This window comes from Methylobacterium sp. Leaf89 (genome assembly GCF_001422215.1).
Lineage (GTDB): Bacteria > Pseudomonadota > Alphaproteobacteria > Rhizobiales > Beijerinckiaceae > Methylobacterium.
Genome location: NZ_LMML01000029.1, coordinates 353,834 through 370,701, shown reverse-complemented (window position 1 = coordinate 370,701; position 16,868 = coordinate 353,834). Strand labels below are relative to the sequence as shown.

Annotated in this window: 17 protein-coding genes; 6 read left to right on the top strand and 11 right to left on the bottom strand. The window is 69.7% G+C overall.

Annotated features, from left to right (window positions below):
* Positions 1-223: 223 nt before the first annotated feature.
* From rseP to ASF18_RS17125, 3 genes are all read right to left on the bottom strand, one after another.
* The gene (gene rseP, locus ASF18_RS17135; RefSeq protein WP_056353305.1) at positions 224-1,384 is read right to left on the bottom strand and encodes an RIP metalloprotease RseP; all 1,161 of its coding nucleotides are present in this window, start codon (positions 1,382-1,384) and stop codon (positions 224-226) included.
* Positions 1,385-1,568: 184 nt separating this feature from the next.
* Positions 1,569-3,146: a DHA2 family efflux MFS transporter permease subunit gene (locus ASF18_RS17130; protein ID WP_056353300.1), complete on the bottom strand. Its 1,578-nt coding sequence runs from the start codon at positions 3,144-3,146 to the stop codon at positions 1,569-1,571.
* 9 nt (positions 3,147-3,155) lie between these two features.
* Complete coding sequence (locus tag ASF18_RS17125; protein ID WP_156650017.1) at positions 3,156-4,286, bottom strand: HlyD family secretion protein; 1,131 nt, start codon at positions 4,284-4,286, stop codon at positions 3,156-3,158.
* A gap of 261 nt (positions 4,287-4,547) precedes the next feature.
* On the opposite strand from ASF18_RS17125, the gene ASF18_RS17120 reads away from it, so the two are divergent.
* Positions 4,548-5,192 (top strand): TetR/AcrR family transcriptional regulator, encoded by a 645-nt coding sequence (locus tag ASF18_RS17120; protein ID WP_056353290.1) that lies wholly within the window; start codon positions 4,548-4,550, stop codon positions 5,190-5,192.
* An 8-nt stretch (positions 5,193-5,200) separates the two neighbouring features.
* On the opposite strand, the gene dxr is transcribed toward ASF18_RS17120, so the two are convergent.
* From dxr to ASF18_RS17080, 8 genes are all read right to left on the bottom strand, one after another.
* The gene (gene dxr, locus ASF18_RS17115; protein ID WP_056353288.1) at positions 5,201-6,364 is read right to left on the bottom strand and encodes a 1-deoxy-D-xylulose-5-phosphate reductoisomerase; all 1,164 of its coding nucleotides are present in this window, start codon (positions 6,362-6,364) and stop codon (positions 5,201-5,203) included.
* 12 nt (positions 6,365-6,376) lie between these two features.
* A complete protein-coding gene (locus tag ASF18_RS17110; RefSeq protein WP_056353285.1) occupies positions 6,377-7,240 on the bottom strand; it encodes a phosphatidate cytidylyltransferase in 864 nt (287 codons plus the stop codon).
* Between the two features lie 2 nt (positions 7,241-7,242).
* A complete protein-coding gene (locus ASF18_RS17105) occupies positions 7,243-7,986 on the bottom strand; it encodes an isoprenyl transferase (protein WP_056219506.1) in 744 nt (247 codons plus the stop codon).
* Between the two features lie 153 nt (positions 7,987-8,139).
* Positions 8,140-8,706, bottom strand: coding sequence for a ribosome recycling factor (gene frr, locus ASF18_RS17100; protein WP_056219022.1), 567 nt, complete (start codon positions 8,704-8,706; stop codon positions 8,140-8,142).
* A 563-nt stretch (positions 8,707-9,269) separates the two neighbouring features.
* Complete coding sequence (gene pyrH / locus ASF18_RS17095; protein WP_056219019.1) at positions 9,270-9,992, bottom strand: UMP kinase; 723 nt, start codon at positions 9,990-9,992, stop codon at positions 9,270-9,272.
* A 167-nt stretch (positions 9,993-10,159) separates the two neighbouring features.
* Complete coding sequence (gene tsf / locus ASF18_RS17090) at positions 10,160-11,083, bottom strand: translation elongation factor Ts (RefSeq protein ID WP_056273267.1); 924 nt, start codon at positions 11,081-11,083, stop codon at positions 10,160-10,162.
* Between the two features lie 185 nt (positions 11,084-11,268).
* A complete protein-coding gene (locus ASF18_RS17085; RefSeq protein ID WP_056353282.1) occupies positions 11,269-12,336 on the bottom strand; it encodes a 30S ribosomal protein S2 in 1,068 nt (355 codons plus the stop codon).
* A gap of 169 nt (positions 12,337-12,505) precedes the next feature.
* Complete coding sequence (locus ASF18_RS17080; protein ID WP_056353280.1) at positions 12,506-12,880, bottom strand: PH domain-containing protein; 375 nt, start codon at positions 12,878-12,880, stop codon at positions 12,506-12,508.
* 95 nt (positions 12,881-12,975) lie between these two features.
* Here ASF18_RS17080 and ASF18_RS17075 point away from each other — a divergent pair, with 95 nt between their 5' ends.
* From ASF18_RS17075 to era, 5 genes are all read left to right on the top strand, one after another.
* On the top strand, positions 12,976-13,737 hold the full coding sequence (locus ASF18_RS17075) for a pyridoxine 5'-phosphate synthase (RefSeq protein WP_056273276.1): 762 nt from the start codon (positions 12,976-12,978) through the stop codon (positions 13,735-13,737).
* Positions 13,734-14,147: a holo-ACP synthase gene (acpS, locus tag ASF18_RS17070; RefSeq protein WP_056353278.1), complete on the top strand. Its 414-nt coding sequence runs from the start codon at positions 13,734-13,736 to the stop codon at positions 14,145-14,147. The genes ASF18_RS17075 and acpS overlap by 4 nt, the downstream gene beginning before the upstream one ends.
* 116 nt (positions 14,148-14,263) lie before the next feature.
* Positions 14,264-15,064: a signal peptidase I gene (gene lepB, locus ASF18_RS17065; RefSeq protein ID WP_056218999.1), complete on the top strand. Its 801-nt coding sequence runs from the start codon at positions 14,264-14,266 to the stop codon at positions 15,062-15,064.
* 13 nt (positions 15,065-15,077) lie between these two features.
* Positions 15,078-15,872: a ribonuclease III gene (gene rnc / locus ASF18_RS17060; protein ID WP_056218996.1), complete on the top strand. Its 795-nt coding sequence runs from the start codon at positions 15,078-15,080 to the stop codon at positions 15,870-15,872.
* A 79-nt stretch (positions 15,873-15,951) separates the two neighbouring features.
* Positions 15,952-16,854: a GTPase Era gene (era, locus tag ASF18_RS17055; protein ID WP_156389836.1), complete on the top strand. Its 903-nt coding sequence runs from the start codon at positions 15,952-15,954 to the stop codon at positions 16,852-16,854.
* Positions 16,855-16,868: the final 14 nt, after the last annotated feature.

The window sequence follows — 16,868 nt, the reverse complement described above, 5'->3', positions numbered from 1 at the left end:
CGTTAAGCAAACGCCGGGGGGTCCTGCACACCGGGGATTTTGGGGAGACGTGGCCTTCCGGTCACTTAACGCCCCGGCCCGATCGTTGAATAGGGTCAACAAACGGTTGCGCGCGAAACCCGAAGGTTCCGCGCGCGCGACGGATTGTGGTTAAGATCGAGGCGGTTGCGTGTCCCGTAGCGGGACCGGAGCGCGAACGCCGAACGGTCGCGCCCAGGGGTGTTCAGGTTCCGCGTGCGCCCCAGGACGCGCCGAGATTGAGGATGTCGTTCCAGGCGGCGAACAGCATGAGGAACAGCACGAGGGCGAGGCCGATGCGGAAACCGATCTCCTGGGCCCGCTCGCTCAGCGGCCGGCCGCGGACGGCCTCGAAGGCGTAGAACAGCAGGTGGCCCCCATCGAGCAGGGGCACGGGGAAGAGGTTGAGGAGGCCGATCGAGACCGAGAGCAGGGCGATCAGCCCGATCAGGCCCCCGAGGCCGCCGCTCTGGGCCACGGCGCCCGACACGCGGGCGATCCCGATCGGTCCGGAGAGCTGATCGGGGGATTCCCGGCCGGTGACCAGCTTGCCGATGTAGTCGATCGTCCGGTCGACCACGAAGTAGGTCTCGTAGGTCCCGAGGCCGAGGGACTGGGCCGGGCCGTAATGCACGAGCTTCGCCTCGCTCGCCTTCGGACCCTGGATCCCGAGCCGGCCGAAGCGGTGACGTCCGAACGGCGTCACATCCTCCTTGCGCTCGGGCACGGCCACGAGCTCGCGGGTCTCGCCGCCGCGCTCGACCGTGAAGGTCAGGCTGGAGCCGGCCGCCCCCGAGACCGTCCGCTGCATGTCGGTGAAGCTGTTGACCCGCGATCCGCCGATGGCGCGGATCACGTCGCCGGGCTCGAAGCCGGCCCGGGCGGCGGCGCTGTCGGGCATCACGGCCTCGACGCGGGCCGGCGTCTCGTAACGCCCTCCGAAATAGATGGCGCCGGAGAACAGCGCGATGGCGAGGATGAAGTTGGCGATCGGTCCCGCGGCCACGATGGCGGCGCGCTTCGGCAGGGGCTGCGTCGGGAAGCTGGTGGCCCGCTCCTGTGGGGACATGCGGGCCAGGGCCTCGGGATCCGGAACGCTGGCGCCGTTGGCGTCGCCGTGGAACTTCACGTAGCCGCCGAGGGGGATCGCCGAGAGCTTCCAGCGCGTCCCATGCCGGTCGTTGAAGCCGAACAGTTCCGGTCCGAAGCCGAGGGAGAAGGCGTGAACGCCGACCCCGCACCAACGCCCCACCAAGAAATGTCCCATCTCGTGCACGAACACGACGATGCTCAGCACGATCAGGAAGGGGATCACGGCGCCGAAGAAACCGCTCGCCGTGCCGCCCATGGCGTTCAGAAAGTCCATTGGTCGATCCTCTCGGCCTCCCCCGGGGCCGTCGCTCCGCTGTAGCAGATCGGATGCGTCGAACGCGAACGCAAACCTTTTGGCCGGGGTTTGCGGTCGCAGGGGCGCATCGCGCGGCGCTGTCCCCGCATTCCCGGGGTCAGGGTAAAGAACCGCGCCGGCTTCGGATGCGCGCTCGACGTCCTCAGTGCCCGCCGCCGCCGGCCGCCGCACGGGGCCGCCGGATGAAGGGCACGGCGCAGGCCATGGCCACGAACAGGACGGTTAGAACCAAGAAGACGTCGGTGAATCCCATCACCAGACCTTGGACCCGCACGGTGTTCATCATGGCCTTCAGCGCCATCGCGTCGGCATCGCCGCCGAGCACCTCGAACTGCCGGCGGGTCATGTCCAGGCGCTCCAGCACGGCGGTGTTGGTCCAGGTGAAGCGCTCGTGCAGGCGGGCGAGGTGAAGGTCCCAGCGGTCGTTCAGGACGGTGTTGATCAGCGCGAGCCCGACGGCCCCGCCGAGGTTGCGGGTGAGGTTGTAGAGGCCCGAGGCATTCTTCATGCGCGCCGGCGGCAGGGTGCCGAGGGCGATGTTGTTGATCGGGATCATGCACATCATCAGCGAACAGCCCCGCAGGATCTGCGGCACCAGGAGTTCCCAGAAGTCCCAGTCCTTGGTCAGGCCCGTGACCATCCAGGTGCCGGTGGCGAACCCGAGGAAGCCGAGCGCCATCATCAAGCGCGGGTCGACCTTGCCCGAGAAGCGCCCGGCGATCGGCGCGGTAGCGAACATGCAGAGGCCCGAGACGAACATCGTCTCGCCGATCTGGAGCGCCGAGTAACCGCGCACGCGCCCGAGATAGACCGGGTAGAGGTAGGTCAGGCCGTAGAGGCCGATGCCCAGGACGAAGCTGAAGAGGCAGCCGGCCGTGAAGTTGCGGTCGGAGAAGGCGCGCAGGTCGACGATGGGCTCGGCGGCCGTGAAGGCCCGCCAGAAGAAGGCGGGTCCGGCGGTCAGGCACACCACCGCGCAGGCGAAGACCGCCTCGTCGGCGAGCCAGTCGTGATTCGGACCTTCTTCCAGCACGTATTCGAGGCAGCCGAGCATCAGCGCCATGAACACGAGGCCGAACCAGTCGAAGCGCTTGAACAGGGCCAGGTTCGGCTCGTCGAAATCGACCAGCAGGTAGGTCGACACCGTCACGAAGATCCCCGGCACGACGTTGACGAGGAACAGCCAGTGCCAGTCGAACAGGTCGGTGAGGTAACCGCCGACGGTCGGCCCGATGGTGGGCGCGAGCGTCGCCACGAGGCCGATCATCGGCGAAACGATGGAGCGCTTCGAGGGCGGGAAGATCGTGAAGGCGGAGGCGAAGACCGTGGGGATCATACCGCCGCCGATGAAGCCCTGCGCGGCCCGCCAGACGATCATCTCGTCGATCGAGGTGGAGGTGGCGCACATCAGGCTCATCAGCGTGAAGCCGCCGGCCGAGATCACGAACATCCAGCGCGTCGAGACGACCCGCGACAGGAAGCCGGAGAGCGGGATCGAGATCACCTCGGCGATGAGGTAGCTGGTCTGGACCCAGGGGATCTCGTCGCCCGAGGCCGACAGGCCGGCCTGGATCTCGGCGAGCGACGCCGAGACGATCTGGATGTCCAGGATCGCCATGAACATCCCGAACACCATGCAGACGAACGCCACCATCCGGCGGCGGTCGAGCGGCGGCTCGGCGGCCGGTGCGGCCGGTCCCAGGGTGGCGGTCGCGGCCATCGCTGGCGCCTAGTGCCGGGCGGCCGTGCGGAGGCGGTCGTCTCTGGCCGCGGTCTCGGCGTTCTCGCGGGTGTCCACCCGGACGGTCACGGACAGGCCGGGCCGCAGGAGGCCCGCGCGGGCGACGTCCGCCGGTACGTGGACCCGCACCGGCAGGCGCTGGACGATCTTGGTGAAGTTGCCGGTGGCGTTGTCGGGGGGCAGCAGGCTGAAGACCGAGCCGGAGGCGGGGGAGAGCGACTCGAGCTCGCCGACGATGTCGCGATCCGGATAGGCATCCACCGCGATGTGCACGCGCTGGCCCGGATGCATGCGCTCGACCTGGGTCTCCTTGAAGTTCGCGTCGATGCGGACGCTCTCCAGGGGAACCAGGGCGGCGATGCGCGAGCCCGGGGAGACATAGGCGCCGGCCTCCGCGGCCTTGTTGCCGATCACGCCGTCGAAGGGCGCCCGGATCGTCGTGAAGTCCAGATCGCGCGCGGCCCGTGCCTCGGCGGTGCGCAATTCGGCGGCGAGGCCCTCCGCCTCCTTGCCCTGCGCGCGCAGCACCTCGACATTGGCGCGCATGGCCACGAGGGCGGCCTCGGCCCCCTTCACGGCGGCGTCCGTCCGGTCGCGGTCGGCCCGCGCCTGCTCGATCCGCGCCTTGGCGACGAAGTCGACCTTCTCGAGCTGCTGCTGGCGGGCGTAATCGGCCGTGGCGCGGACCGCATCAGCCCGGTTGGCATCGATCTGGGCCGAGGCCTGCAGCATCTGCGCCTGCGCCGCCTCGACCTGCCGGGCGATCCGGGCGATGGCCGCCTGCTGGGTGACGAGCTTGTCGTGGGCGGCCTGCGCGGCAAGGCGGTAATCGCCGTCGTCGATCCGGGCGATGACGTCGCCCCTGTGCATCATCTGCCCGTTCACGACCGGAACCGCCGCGAGATAACCCGGGATCTTGGCGGCCAGGACCGAGATGTCGGCCTGGACATAGGCGTCGTCGGTGCTGACGAAGAACCGTCCGACGGTCCACCAGGCCTGCGCCTTGTAGGCCCCCCCGCCGAGGGCGGCGAGAAGCAGCGTCGCCAGAACGACGTTGCGCGTCCGCCGGGGCTTGACTCGGGCTTCGCCCGTCGACGGCGCGATGACCGCCGGCGTCATCGGCTGGGCCGGCGCGGCGGCCGGTGACGCCGAGACGGTCCGCGTCTCGACGGCGTCGGCTCGGATGGCGTCGCCTTGGGCCGGCACGGCCCGAAACCCGTCGTCCTGGCGCAAGCTCATGGCATCGATCTCATGGCTTCGATCCGGTTCTTCGAGAAAATTGACCGAACCGTTCGGTCATTTTCGGGGCTGCGAACGCTGGCGCGACCCAAGTGCTTGGGATATTGTGACCGAACCGTTCGGTCAATGAGGGTCAGGGCCATGGGGACCGCAGAGGCCCCGCGCGATGCGCGGGAGCGCACATCAGGGGAGACCGACAAGCGTCGCCAGATCCTCGACGGGGCGCGCGCGGTCTTCATGGCATCGGGCTTCGACGGGGCGAGCATGGGCGAGATCGCCAAGGCGGCGGGCGTCTCGAAGGGGACCCTCTACGTCTACTTCGACAGCAAGGAGGCGCTGTTCGAGGATCTGGCGCTCGCCGAGAAGCGGGGTCTCGCGGAGGTGCTGTTCCGGCTCGATGCGGACGATCCCGACGTGCGGGGCGTCCTCACACGTCTCGGCCGGAGCTACCTTGCCGAGATGATCCGGCCGGAGCACGTCACGGTGATTCGGATGGTCATCGGCGCCTGCGAGAAGTTCCCGCGCCTGGGCCAGGCCTATTTCGAGGCCGGGCCGGTGCAGGGCACGACGCGCTTGGCCGCCTATCTCGATGCGCAGGTCGCGGCGGGGCGCCTGCGCCCGGCCGGTACGGATCTCGCCGCACGCCAGTTCCTGCAGATCTGCCAGGCCGGCCTCCTGACGCGCCTCCTCTTCAACGCCGGCGACGGCGTCTCCGAGGCGGAGATCGAGCACAACGTCAGCGAGGCCGTGCGCGTCTTCCTGGCGGGCTACAGTCCCGAGGCCTGAGCTCGGGCTCAGGCCGCCGCGACGGCCTGGCTGCTCCAGCGGCGCACCTCGGCATCGATGGCCAGGGCCTCGTCGACATCCTCGGGCGCGGTCCGGTAGTGGCCCGCGAAGTGCGCGCAGGCGCGCTCGACCAGGTCGGCGATGCCGTAGAAGCCGATCGCGCCCTTGATGAAGGCCGCGACCGCGATCTCGTTGGCCGCGTTCATCACGGTGGGCGCGGCGCCCCTGGCGGCGAGCGCCGCCCGGGCGATCGCCAAGCAGGGGAAGCGCGCCTCGTCGGCGGCCTCGAAGGTCAGGCTGCCGGCGGCGGCGAGATCGAGATGGCGGCCGCGGGCGATCGTCAGGCGCTCGCCGAGACCGAGGCAATGGGCGATCGGCACTCGCATGTCCGGCATGGCGAGGCCCGCGGTCACCGCGCCGTCGCGCCAGTAGACGAGGCCGTGCACGATCGATTGCGGATGGACGATGACATCGAGGCGCTCGGGTTCGAGGGCGAACAGGTGGTGCGCCTCGATCAGCTCCAGCCCCTTGTTCATCAGGGAGGCCGAATCGATGTTGATCTTCATGCCCATCGACCAGGTCGGGTGGGCCGCCGCTTCCGTGGGCGACGCGGCGGCGATGCGCTCGCGCGTCCAGGTCCGGAACGGACCGCCCGAAGCGGTGATGGTCATCTTCGCCACATCGGCGAGGCGGCCGTCGCCCAGGGCCTGCGCGAGGGCGTTGTGCTCGGAATCGACCGGCAGCAGGGTGGCGCCGTAGCGCTTGGCGTCGCGCATGAAGGCGTCGCCGGCGCAGACCAGGCTCTCCTTGTTGGCGAGGGCGACGGTACGCCCGAGCTTCAGCGCCGCGTGCGTCGGGCGCAGACCGGCGGCCCCGCTCACGGCCGCCACCACGATGTCGGCATCCCGGGCGACCGCCTCGAGGACGGCGCCCTCACCAGCCCCGTTCGGGATGCCGGTATGGGCCAGGGCGTCGCGCAGGGCCGGACCGGCGGACGCGTCGGCCAGGGCCACGAAATCGGGCTGCAGGTTGCCGGCGAGCCGGGCGATGGCCTCGACGTCGCGCCCCGCCACGAGACCGCCGATGCGGAAGCGGTCGGGATGCTGAAGCAGCAGGTCGACGGTCGATTGGCCGATGGAGCCGGTGGCGCCGAGAATGGTGACGGTCAGCAACGGAAGGGTCCTTCAGGCCGCCGCGAGGCGGCGGGCGATGAGATAGAGGCCGACCAGGACGGCCACGGCGAAGAAGCCGTCGAGGCGATCCATGACGCCGCCATGGCCGGGAATGGAACGGCCCGAATCCTTCACGCCGTAGCGGCGCTTGAGGGCGGATTCCACGAGATCCCCGCCCTGGCTCAGGATGGAGGCGGTGGCGCTGACGAGGGCGACGAGGGCGAGCGAGGTGGTCGCGAGGTCGCTCCAGCCATGGTCGCGCGCGACCATCACCAGGGCGACACCAGCCAACGTGCCCGCCGCGAGGCCGCCGAGCGCCCCGGACCAGGTCTTCTTCGGGCTGACCTTCGGCATCAGCTTCGGGCCGCCGAAGGTCCGGCCGGTGAAGTAGGCGATGATGTCGGTGGACCAGACCACGGCGAACATCCAGGCCGGTCCCAGGAGGCCGATGGAAGGATCGTCGCGCAGGGCGGTGGGAACCAGGGCGATCACCGCCGAGCTGGCCAGGCCCGCGAGGGCCCGCCCCCGTCCCGCCCCGCCGCGGGCCACGGCCGCCACGAGGACCGCCCCGACGGCGCCGACCCCGAGGGCGATCCCGAGCGGCGCGTCGCCGTGCAGGCAGAGGACGAGGCCGAACAGCGTCGCGGCAGTCAGCGCCAGGACGAGACGCCGGGGCACGACCGCGCTCATGCCGATCCACTCGGCCGCGAAGACGATCCCGGCGGCGAGCCAGATCACCGCGAAGGGCCAGCCGCCGAGGACGAGGGCGGAGAGCACGATCGCGCCGAGCAGGATGGCCGACACCAGGCGGGTGTGGAACTCGCGGCTGGCGAGGAGGCCGCGCTGCGAGGCGGGTGCCGCCTCTCCGGGTGCCATGATCAGCCGGCCTTGCCGCTGAGGCCGCCGAAGCGACGGTCGCGGCGGTGATACTCGTCGACGGCGGCGCGGAAGGCGGCATGGTCGAAATCCGGCCAGAACTCCGGCACGATCACGTATTCCGCGTAGGCCGTCTGCCAGGTCAAAAAGTTCGACAGGCGCTGCTCGCCGGAGGTGCGGATCACGAGATCCGGGTCCGGGATGCCGGTGGTGTCGAGGGCGCCCGTGAGTACGTCGAGATCGATGGCATCGGGTGCGAGCCGTCCCGCCGCCACGTCCCGGGCCAGGCTGCGGACCGCCCGCAGGATTTCCTGCCGGCCGCCGTAGTTGAACGCCACGATGAGGGTCAGGCCCGTATTGGCCCGGGTGCGTTGCTCGGCCTCGTCGAGCAAACCGGCGATGTCCGCCGGCAGGCCTTCGCGCTCGCCGATGATGCGGATGCGCACGTTGTTGCCGTGGAGATCCGCCAGGTCGCGGCGGACGAAGAGCTTCATCAGACCCATGAGGTCCGCGACCTCGGCAGGCGGCCGCCGCCAGTTCTCGGAGGAGAAGCTGTAGATCGTCAGGTAGCGCACGCCGAGTTCGATGGCGGAGCGCACGGCGCGCCGGACCGCCTCGACGCCACGCCGATGCCCCTCGACCCGTGGCAGGCCGCGATCGGCGGCCCAGCGGCCGTTCCCGTCCATGATGATGGCGACGTGCGTCGGGGGCGCCGCCAGGGCAGGCAGGGGCGCACCCGGATACACCGCCGCAACGGTCTCCGCCGCGCCCAGCGCGACGTCCGTGCCGTGCACCCGCGCCGTCTCGATCTGACGCGCGCCTTCTGAGCGACCCAACGCGCTTCTCCCCCAACCGTCTCTCGTGCCGATCACACGTGGCCCCGATCCCGATCCGGGATCCTAGACCTGCATGATCTCCTTCTCCTTGGCGGCGAGCACGCCGTCGATCTCGGCGATGAACTGGTCGGTGGCCTTCTGGACCTCGCCGGCCTGACGCTTCTCGTCATCCTCGCTGATCGCGCCGTCCTTCTCCAGCTTCTTGAGATGGTCCAGACCGTCCCGGCGGACGTGGCGGACGGCGACGCGCGCTTCCTCGGTGTACTTGTGCGCGACCTTGACCATCTCCTTGCGGCGCTGCTCGTTCATCTCGGGCACGCGCAGGCGGATGGTCTGGCCCTCGGTCTGCGGGTTCATGCCGAGGTCGGATTCCCGGATCGCCTTCTCGACGGCGGCGATCATGCCGCGGTCCCAGACCGAGATGCTGAGAAGACGGGGCTCGGGCACGCTCACCGTCGCCACCTGCGCCATGGGCATCATCGCCCCGTAGGCATCGACCTGGATCGGATCGAGGATGCTCGGGGTCGCGCGGCCGGTCCGGAGCGATCCGAGATCCCCCTTCAGCGACGTCACGGCGCCCTGCATGCGACGCTTGAGGTCATTCAGGTCGAATTCTGGAATGGCTGCCATGCTGGACTATCCCGACGCGAACTTGAGGGAATGGGTCGGGCCGCCGGGGCCCGTTCGTGGGCCTCAATGAACCAAAATCCAGTGGGTCGCAAATGGCGTTCGTGTCGTTGGGGCAGGAAACGCCCGGGCCGGGCGGGCGCGCTGCGGGCCCGAGCCTTCCCGGCCTCCTCTGCAGCCGGTCCGGAGCGCGGCACGCCCTGCCTTCCCCCGACATCGGCGCGGGCGCGCAGGCGGGCAGACGCCGGCCGCGGACAGCGGGATCGGATCGAATCGCCGCAGCGGATGGACAGCCTCACGGGCGTGCGGCGCGACCGGCATCCCCGACCCTACACCTGGAGACGTCGCACGGCTCGATCGGCGCCCGACCGCTGTGGCGGCGATGCGCCGCAAGACGCTTGTGCCGCGCCGGCGACCGGAGCTCCTCCGGGGCTTCAAGAGATCGCCGGCCGCCCGACCCGGCGACAGGCTCGCGAACCCCTGATCAAGATCGGGCGCCACAGCCGGAAGGACATCGGCGACGTCCGCAGGCGTCGCCCACCGAGAGGCCGCGGCCGCAGCGGTGCCTAGGGGACGACCTGGGTCGCCGGGGCACCACCCGTGAGGATCGCCAGGATCGAGCTCGGCGCATGGACGGACCCGACGACGATCGACAGGCGGCTCTCGCGGGCGAGCGCGAAGGCGGCGGTGTCCATCACCTTGAGGTCGCGGGCGATGGCCTCGTCATGGGTCAGCCGGTCGTAGCGCGTGGCGGTGGGGTCGCGGTTCGGATCGGCCGAATAGACGCCGTCCACCTGCGTGGCCTTCAACACCGCATCGCAGCGCAGCTCGGCCGCCCGCAGGACGGCGGCGGTGTCGGTGGTGAAGAACGGGTTTCCGGTGCCGCCGGCGAGGACGACGACCTGGCCCTTGTCGAGGTGGTGCAGGGCCGGTTGGCGCGCATAGGTCTCGCAGATGGTCGGCATCGAGACCGCCGACATCGTACGCGCCGGGACGCCTGCAGCGTTCAGAGCCGTTTCCAGCGCCAGGGAGTTCATCACGGTCGCCATCATTCCGAGGGAATCGCCGGTGGCCCGGTCGATCCAGCCCGCCGCCGAGATGCGGGCACCGCGGATCATGTTGCCGCCGCCGACCACCAGGGCGATCTGCACGCCGGCCTCGCGGGTGCGGGCGATGTCGTCGGCGATGCCCGCCAGGGTCGGGGGATGCAGCCAGTACCCGTCCGGTGCGGCCAGCGCCTCGCCGGAGAGTTTCACGAGGACGCGGCGAAACGGTGTGGTCTCCGGCATCGAGCCAGTCCCCTCTAACCCGGCCTGGATCAGGTCGGGGAGCCAATCGGAAGCGGAGGGGTGTCTAGCCCAAGGGAGGCCGGAACGTCGAGGGGCGGCGGCATTCCTGCCGCCGCCCCTTGGACGATTCCCTGGTTTCCGCGGGGCCTTACCCGGGACGGTCCGGCTCAGCCGCGGGCGGCGGCGGCCACCTCGGAGGCGAAATCGGGCGCCTCCTCCTTCTCGATACCCTCGCCGAGGGCGTAGCGCACGAAGGCGGCGAGCTTGACCGGCGCGCCGGCCTTGCCCTCGGCCTCCTTCAGCACCTGGGAGATGGTCTTGGAGCCGTCGTGCACGAAGGGCTGCTCCAGGAGGGTGACCTCCTTGTAGTAGCTCTTCAGGCCGCTCTCGACGATCTTGGCGAGCACGTTCTCGGGCTTGCCGGCATTCTTCTCGCGCAGGATGTTGATCTCGCGGTCGAGGGTCGCCTGATCGACGCCGGCGGCATCGAGTGCCACCGGGTTGGTGGCGGCGACGTGCATGGCGATCTGACGGCCGAGGGTGGAGAGCACCTCGACGTCGCCCTCGGACTCGAGCGCGACGAGCACGCCGATCTTGCCGAGGCCCTCGACCACCTGGCCGTGGACGTAGGAGGCGATCACGCCCTTGGTCACGTCGAGCTTGGCGACGCGGCGCAGGGTCATGTTCTCACCGATGGTGGCGATGAGGTTGGCGAGGCTCTCCTTGACCGTGGTCGCGGCGCCGGGGAACGTAGCGGCTTCGAGGCCGTCCAGCGTGCCGTCGGTATTGAGCGCGAGCTTAGCAGCCTCGCGGGCGAAGGCCTGGAAGCTGTCGTTGCGGGCGACGAAGTCCGTCTCGGAGTTCACCTCGACGATCGCGGCGTGGTGGCCGGCGGACTCGACGGCGACCAGACCCTCGGCGGCCACGCGGCCGGCCTTCTTGGCGGCCTTGGCGAGGCCCTTCTTGCGCAGCCAGTCGACGGCGGCTTCGATGTCACCATCGGTCTCGTTGAGCGCGCCCTTGCAGTCCATCATGCCCGCGCCGGTCTTCTCGCGGAGCTCTTTCACCAGTGCGGCGGTGATGTTGGCCATGGCGGGTCCTTTCCGTGTCTTGTCGGATGCGAAACCTTCCCGCGGGAAGGCTTCTGAAGCGAACGGGTTCAGCGAAGCTGAGTCTTTTGAAGCGACTGAGCCCGGCGCTCTTGGAAAGCACCGGGCTTCAGGAAGCAGTGTCCGATCTGGCGATGGCGGCCCGATGACGGGCCGCCGCAGCGGGATCAGGCGGCAGCGGCAGCCTCGACGAAGCCGCGGGCCTGGTCGACCCAGCCGTCGCGACCGATGCGGCCGTTCAGCTTCAGGTCGGCATCGACCTTGGCGATGTCGTCGGCGCTCATGGAGGCCAGCTGCCAGTAGTGATAGATGCCGGCTTCGTTGAGCTTCTGCACGATCTGCGGGCCGGCGCCGTGGAGCTTGGACAGGTCGTCGGGCGCGCCGCGGGGGGCCGAGAGCAGCTCGAAGTGCTCGGTGGACTCGACGAGGGCGGCGACGTCGGCCTGGTTGACCGAGCCCGACTCGACGGAGGTCGCGCCGTCGTCGTTCGCCGGCAGCTCCTCGGCGACCGGCTCCTCGGAGGCGCCGAGATCGATGCCCATCGAGCCCTGGCCGCGCGAGATGCCGTCGATGGCGGCGCGGGCGATCAGGTCGCAGTACAGGGCGATGGCGCGGCCGGCGTCATCGTTGGCGGGAACGACGTAGGTGATGCCGTCCGGGTTGCAGTTGGTGTCGACGATGGCCGCCACCGGGATCCCGAGGCGCTGGGCCTCCTTGATCGCCAGCTGCTCCTTGTTGGTGTCGATCACGAACAGCAGGTCCGGCACGCCGCCCATGTCCTTGATGCCGCCGAGCGCCTTCTCGAGCTTGTCCTTCTCGCGGGCGAGCATCAGGCGCTCCTTCTTGGTGAGGCCCTGGGCCCCGCCGTCGAGGGTCTCGTCGACCTTGCGCAGGCGCTGGATCGAGCCCGAGATGGTCTTCCAGTTGGTCAGCATGCCGCCGAGCCAGCGGGAGTTGACGTAGTACTGGGCCGAGCGCTTGGCGGCTTCCGCGATGGTGTCGGCCGCCTGGCGCTTGGTGCCGACGAACAGCACGCGGCCGCCCTTGGCGACGGTGTCGCTCACCGCCTGAAGGGCCTGGTGGAGGGCCGGCACGGTCTGGGCGAGGTCGATGATGTGGATGTTGTTGCGCGTCCCGAAGATGTAGGACTGCATCTTCGGGTTCCAGCGGTGGGCCTGGTGTCCGAAGTGGGCGCCGGCCTCGAGAAGCTGACGCATGGTGAAATCGACGGCCATGTCTCTTGTACTCTCCGGTTGGTACCGCCGCGGAGGAAGCGATCGCGCCCGAGGGACGACGACCACCGGAAACGCCTCATTCAGGCATGAGGCCGGCTCCGCGTGTGGAATGGGCGGGGCCTTAACAGAGCCCGGCCCCCGAGGCAAGGTTTGCCGGCGCCGACCCCGCTCAGCGGATCGACGCCGCGATCGCCTGCTGGATCGCCAGGATGTTGGCGCCGCGCTTCAGGGTCTTGCGGATCGGCTCGCCCCGGCCTGACACCCAGATCGCGAGTTCGGAATCGAGGTCGAAGCTGCCTGCCGTCTCCACCGAGAACGATGTGATCGCCCGGTAGGGCACGGTCAGGTACGAGACCTTCCGGCCGGTGAGGCCCTGCTTGTCCACGAGGATCAGGCGCCGGTCCGTGAACACGATGAGGTCGCGCAGGATCCGGAAGGCGACCTGCACCGGCTCGCCCTCGGTCAGGATGCCGGCCATCTGCTGGTTGACCTCCGCCGGCGAGAGATCGCTGCCGTGGCCGAGCAGTCCATCGAGAAAACCCATCGCGCGCCGTATCCCCCTGAAGCCTCGCCGCACCTATGTAGGGGCGCGTCCGCCGTTCCGTCAGGGCGCCACGCCCGTGCCCGGAGTCCGCCTCCATGTCCTTTCCTACCTCTCGGCCGAGCCGCCTCCGGCTCGGCGTCAACATCGACCACGTCGCGACCGTGCGGAACGCCCGCGGCGGCACGGCGCCCGATCCGATTCGCGCGGCCCGCGAGGCGGTCGCGGCGGGAGCGGATGGGATCACGGCGCATCTGCGCGAGGACCGGCGGCACATCCGCGACGCCGACATGGAAACGCTGGCGCGCATCCTGACGGTGCCGCTCAATTTCGAGATGGCGGCCACCGACGAGATGATCGAGATGGCGATCCGGCTGAAGCCGCATGCCGCCTGTCTGGTGCCGGAGAAGCGGGCGGAGCGCACCACCGAGGGCGGCCTCGACATCATCGGCGGCCACGACGCCCTGCAACCCCGCATCGCCCGCCTGTCCGAGGCCGGCATCCGGGTCTCGCTCTTCGTCGAGCCGGACGAGGCGGTGATGGAGGCGGCCCGCCGGCTCGGGGCGCCGGTGGTCGAGCTCCACACCGGCAGCTACTGCGAGGCGGTGGCCGAGGGCGACGCCACGCGCACGGCGCACGAGCTCGACCGCATCGCCCGGGCGGCCACCTACGGGGCGGGACTCGGCCTGGAGGTCCATGCCGGTCACGGCCTGGCCCTCGACAGCGTCGGTCCGGTGGCGGCCCTGCCGGAGATCGCCGAGCTGAACATCGGCCACGCGCTCATCGGCGAGGCGATCTTCGTGGGCCTGCCCCAGGCGATCCGCGACCTGCGCGCTGCTATGGACGCGGCCCGGGCATGATTCTCGGCATCGGCTCCGACCTCTGCGACATCCGCCGGATCGAGAAGTCGCTGGACCGTTACGGCGAGCGCTTCACCCATCGGGTCTTCACCGATGGCGAGCGCGCCAAGTGCGATGCCCGCGCGGCGCGGGCCCCCTCCTATGCCCGTCGCTTCGCCGCCAAGGAGGCCTGCGCCAAGGCGCTGGGCACCGGCATCGCCCGGGGCGTCTTCTGGCGCGACATGGAGGTGGTGAACCTGCCCGGCGGCCGGCCGACCCTCCGCCTCACCGGGGCGGCCGCAGAGCACCTCGCCGCGATGGTCCCGGCCGGCCACGTGCCGAAGCTGCACATCACCCTCACGGACGACCCGCCCATGGCTCAGGCCTTCGTGATCATCGAGGCGGTGCCGGACAGCACGCCCGGGACTTAGCCGATAGCCCCCTGCGTTGCGGCGCCTTTCCGCATGGTCTATGCCGCCGGTCGACCGTCAACGACGGAAGCCGCCCGGAATCCGGGCGCGAGCGTCGGACCGGAGATGGCAGCCAGATGGAACGTGCCCGCGTGGACCAGCAGACGAAGCGTGACCTGAAGGCTGCTGACACCGGCACCTGGGCGAGCATCAAGGAGACGCTGAAGGTCGGCGGCCAGGCGCTGCTGATCGCGCTGGTGGTGCGCACGCTCCTGTTCCAGCCGTTCAACATCCCCTCGGGCTCCCTCGTTCCCACGCTCCTGATCGGCGATTACCTGTTCGTCTCGAAATATTCGTATGGCTATTCGAAGTACTCCCTGCCCTTGAGCGAGTACCTGCCCTTCACGGCCGATGGCAGGATCTGGGGCGCCGAGCCCAAGCGCGGCGACATCGCCGTGTTCAAGCTGCCCAAGGACAACGCCACCGACTACATCAAGCGCGTCATCGGCCTGCCCGGCGACAAGATCCAGATGAAGGCCGGGCTGCTCTACATCAACGACGTGCCGGTGAAGCGCGAGAAGATCGCGCCCTTCGAGACCACCGGGCCGTACGGCGAGCAGGCCAAGGCCGAGCAGTACCTCGAGACCCTGCCCAACGGCGTCACCCACCGGGTGATCGAGCGCGACGGCGACAACGGCTACTGGGACAACACCGAGCCCTACACCGTGCCGCAAGGCCGGTTCTTCATGATGGGCGACAACCGCGACAACTCGACGGATTCGCGCGATCTCGCCAATGTCGGCTTCGTGCCGTTCGAGAACTTCGTCGGCCGCGCGGAGATGATCTTCTTCTCCATCGACGAAGGCACGCCGGCATGGCAGATCTGGAACTGGCCGGCGAAGGTGCGCTGGAACCGGCTGTTCACGACCATCCACTAGGACGTTATCCATCGTGACCGAAGAGGCGCGTCCCTCCAGCCGGGCGCGGCGCGCGCCCCGTCCGAAGCCCGACCTCGCGGTGCTCGAGGCGCGGGTCGGCCACGTCTTCGCCGACCCGAAGCTGCTGGTCCAGGCCCTCACCCACGTGAGCAAGGCCGGCGGGAACGGCCGGCTCGGCAGCTACCAGCGCCTGGAATTCCTGGGCGATCGCGTCCTCGGCCTCGCCATAGGCGACCTCCTCTACGAGGCGTTTCCGCAGGCCGACGAGGGCGAGCTGTCGCGGCGTCTCGCCGGGCTCGTCCGGCGCGAGACCTGCGCCGCCGTCGCGACCACCTGGGACGTCGGCCCGCATCTCGCCCTCGGCCCCGGCGAGGTCCAGAGCGGCGGACGGCGCAACCAGACCATCCTGGCGGACGTGTGCGAGTCGATCCTCGGGGCGGTGTTCCTCGATGCCGGCTACGAGGTCGCCAAGGGCATCGTCAACGCGGCCTTCACCCCCGACACCGACACGGCGGCCCCCCGCGGCCGCGACGCCAAATCGGCCCTGCAGGAATGGGCCATGGCCCGGGCCCTGCCGATCCCGTTCTACGAAGTGGTCGAACGCTCGGGCCCCGACCACGCGCCGGTGTTCCAGATCGCCGTCCGCGTCGAGGGACTGGAGGCCGGCATCGGCATCGGCCCCTCGAAGCGCCTCGCCGAGCAGGAGGCCGCCCGCCTCGTGCTGGAGCGCGAGATCACCGGCCCCGCTCCCTCCCGAACCCAGGAGACGTCGGCGGACGTCGCTGAAGGACATGCCCCCGATGCCTGACGCCGATGTGCCCGACGACGATTTCGACGGCGACGACGACTTCGCCCCGCCACCGCTGCAGCCGCTTCCCGCGGTGACGATGCCGGAGAACACCACCGCGGGGTTCGTCGCGCTGATCGGCATCCCCAATGCCGGCAAGTCGACGCTGCTGAACAGCCTCGTGGGCACCAAGGTTTCGATCGTCTCCCGCAAGGTGCAGACCACCCGCGCCCTGGTGCGCGGCATCGTCATGCACGACACCGCGCAGATCATCCTCGTCGACACGCCGGGGATCTTCGCCCCCAAGCGCCGCCTCGACCGCGCGATGGTGCATTCGGCCTGGAGCGGCGCCTCGGATGCCGATGCGGTCTGCCTGCTGATCGACGCCCGCAAGGGCGTGAGCGAGGAGGTCGACGCGATCCTGGCCAAGCTGCCGGACGTGAAGCGCCCCAAGGTGCTGATCTTGAACAAGATCGACCTGATCCCGCGTGACCGCCTGCTGGCCCTCGCGGCATCCCTGAACGAGCGGATTCCGTTCCTGCACACCTTCATGGTCTCGGCCCTGAACGGCGACGGCATCGAAACGCTGAAGACGACGTTGGCCGGCATGATGCCGAAGAGCCCTTGGCTCTACCCGGAGGACCAGGTCTCGGACGCGCCGATCCGGATGCTGGCCGCCGAGATCACGCGCGAGAAGCTGTACGACCGGCTGCACGAGGAACTGCCCTACCGCTCCACCGTCGAGACGGACCAGTGGCAGGTGCGTCCCGATGGATCGGTCCGCATCGAGCAGACCATCTTCGTGGAGCGCGAGAGCCAGCGCTCCATCGTGCTCGGCAAGGGCGGCCAGACCATCAAGGCCATCGGCCAGGCGGCCCGCCACGAGATCGCGGAAGCGGCCGAGCAGACGGTGCACCTCTTCCTGCACGTGAAGGTGCGCGAGAACTGGGCGGACGATCCGGCGCGCTATCGGGAGATGGGTCTGGAGTTCCCGCGCGGCTGAGCATGGGCTATGAG

Excerpts from the sequence above, each read along its gene's own strand:
- rseP (WP_056353305.1), bottom strand. The coding sequence starts at position 1,384 with ATGGACTTTCTGAACGCCATGGGCGGCACGGCGAGCGGTTTCTTCGGC.
- ASF18_RS17130 (WP_056353300.1), bottom strand. The coding sequence starts at position 3,146 with ATGGCCGCGACCGCCACCCTGGGACCGGCCGCACCGGCCGCCGAGCCG.
- ASF18_RS17125 (WP_156650017.1), bottom strand. The coding sequence starts at position 4,286 with ATGACGCCGGCGGTCATCGCGCCGTCGACGGGCGAAGCCCGAGTCAAG.
- ASF18_RS17120 (WP_056353290.1), top strand. The coding sequence starts at position 4,548 with ATGGGGACCGCAGAGGCCCCGCGCGATGCGCGGGAGCGCACATCAGGG.
- ASF18_RS17110 (WP_056353285.1), bottom strand. The coding sequence starts at position 7,240 with ATGGCACCCGGAGAGGCGGCACCCGCCTCGCAGCGCGGCCTCCTCGCC.
- frr (WP_056219022.1), bottom strand. The coding sequence starts at position 8,706 with ATGGCAGCCATTCCAGAATTCGACCTGAATGACCTCAAGCGTCGCATG.
- pyrH (WP_056219019.1), bottom strand. The coding sequence starts at position 9,992 with ATGCCGGAGACCACACCGTTTCGCCGCGTCCTCGTGAAACTCTCCGGC.
- tsf (WP_056273267.1), bottom strand. The coding sequence starts at position 11,083 with ATGGCCAACATCACCGCCGCACTGGTGAAAGAGCTCCGCGAGAAGACC.
- ASF18_RS17085 (WP_056353282.1), bottom strand. The coding sequence starts at position 12,336 with ATGGCCGTCGATTTCACCATGCGTCAGCTTCTCGAGGCCGGCGCCCAC.
- ASF18_RS17080 (WP_056353280.1), bottom strand. The coding sequence starts at position 12,880 with ATGGGTTTTCTCGATGGACTGCTCGGCCACGGCAGCGATCTCTCGCCG.
- ASF18_RS17075 (WP_056273276.1), top strand. The coding sequence starts at position 12,976 with ATGTCCTTTCCTACCTCTCGGCCGAGCCGCCTCCGGCTCGGCGTCAAC.
- acpS (WP_056353278.1), top strand. The coding sequence starts at position 13,734 with ATGATTCTCGGCATCGGCTCCGACCTCTGCGACATCCGCCGGATCGAG.
- lepB (WP_056218999.1), top strand. The coding sequence starts at position 14,264 with ATGGAACGTGCCCGCGTGGACCAGCAGACGAAGCGTGACCTGAAGGCT.
- era (WP_156389836.1), top strand. The coding sequence starts at position 15,952 with ATGCCGGAGAACACCACCGCGGGGTTCGTCGCGCTGATCGGCATCCCC.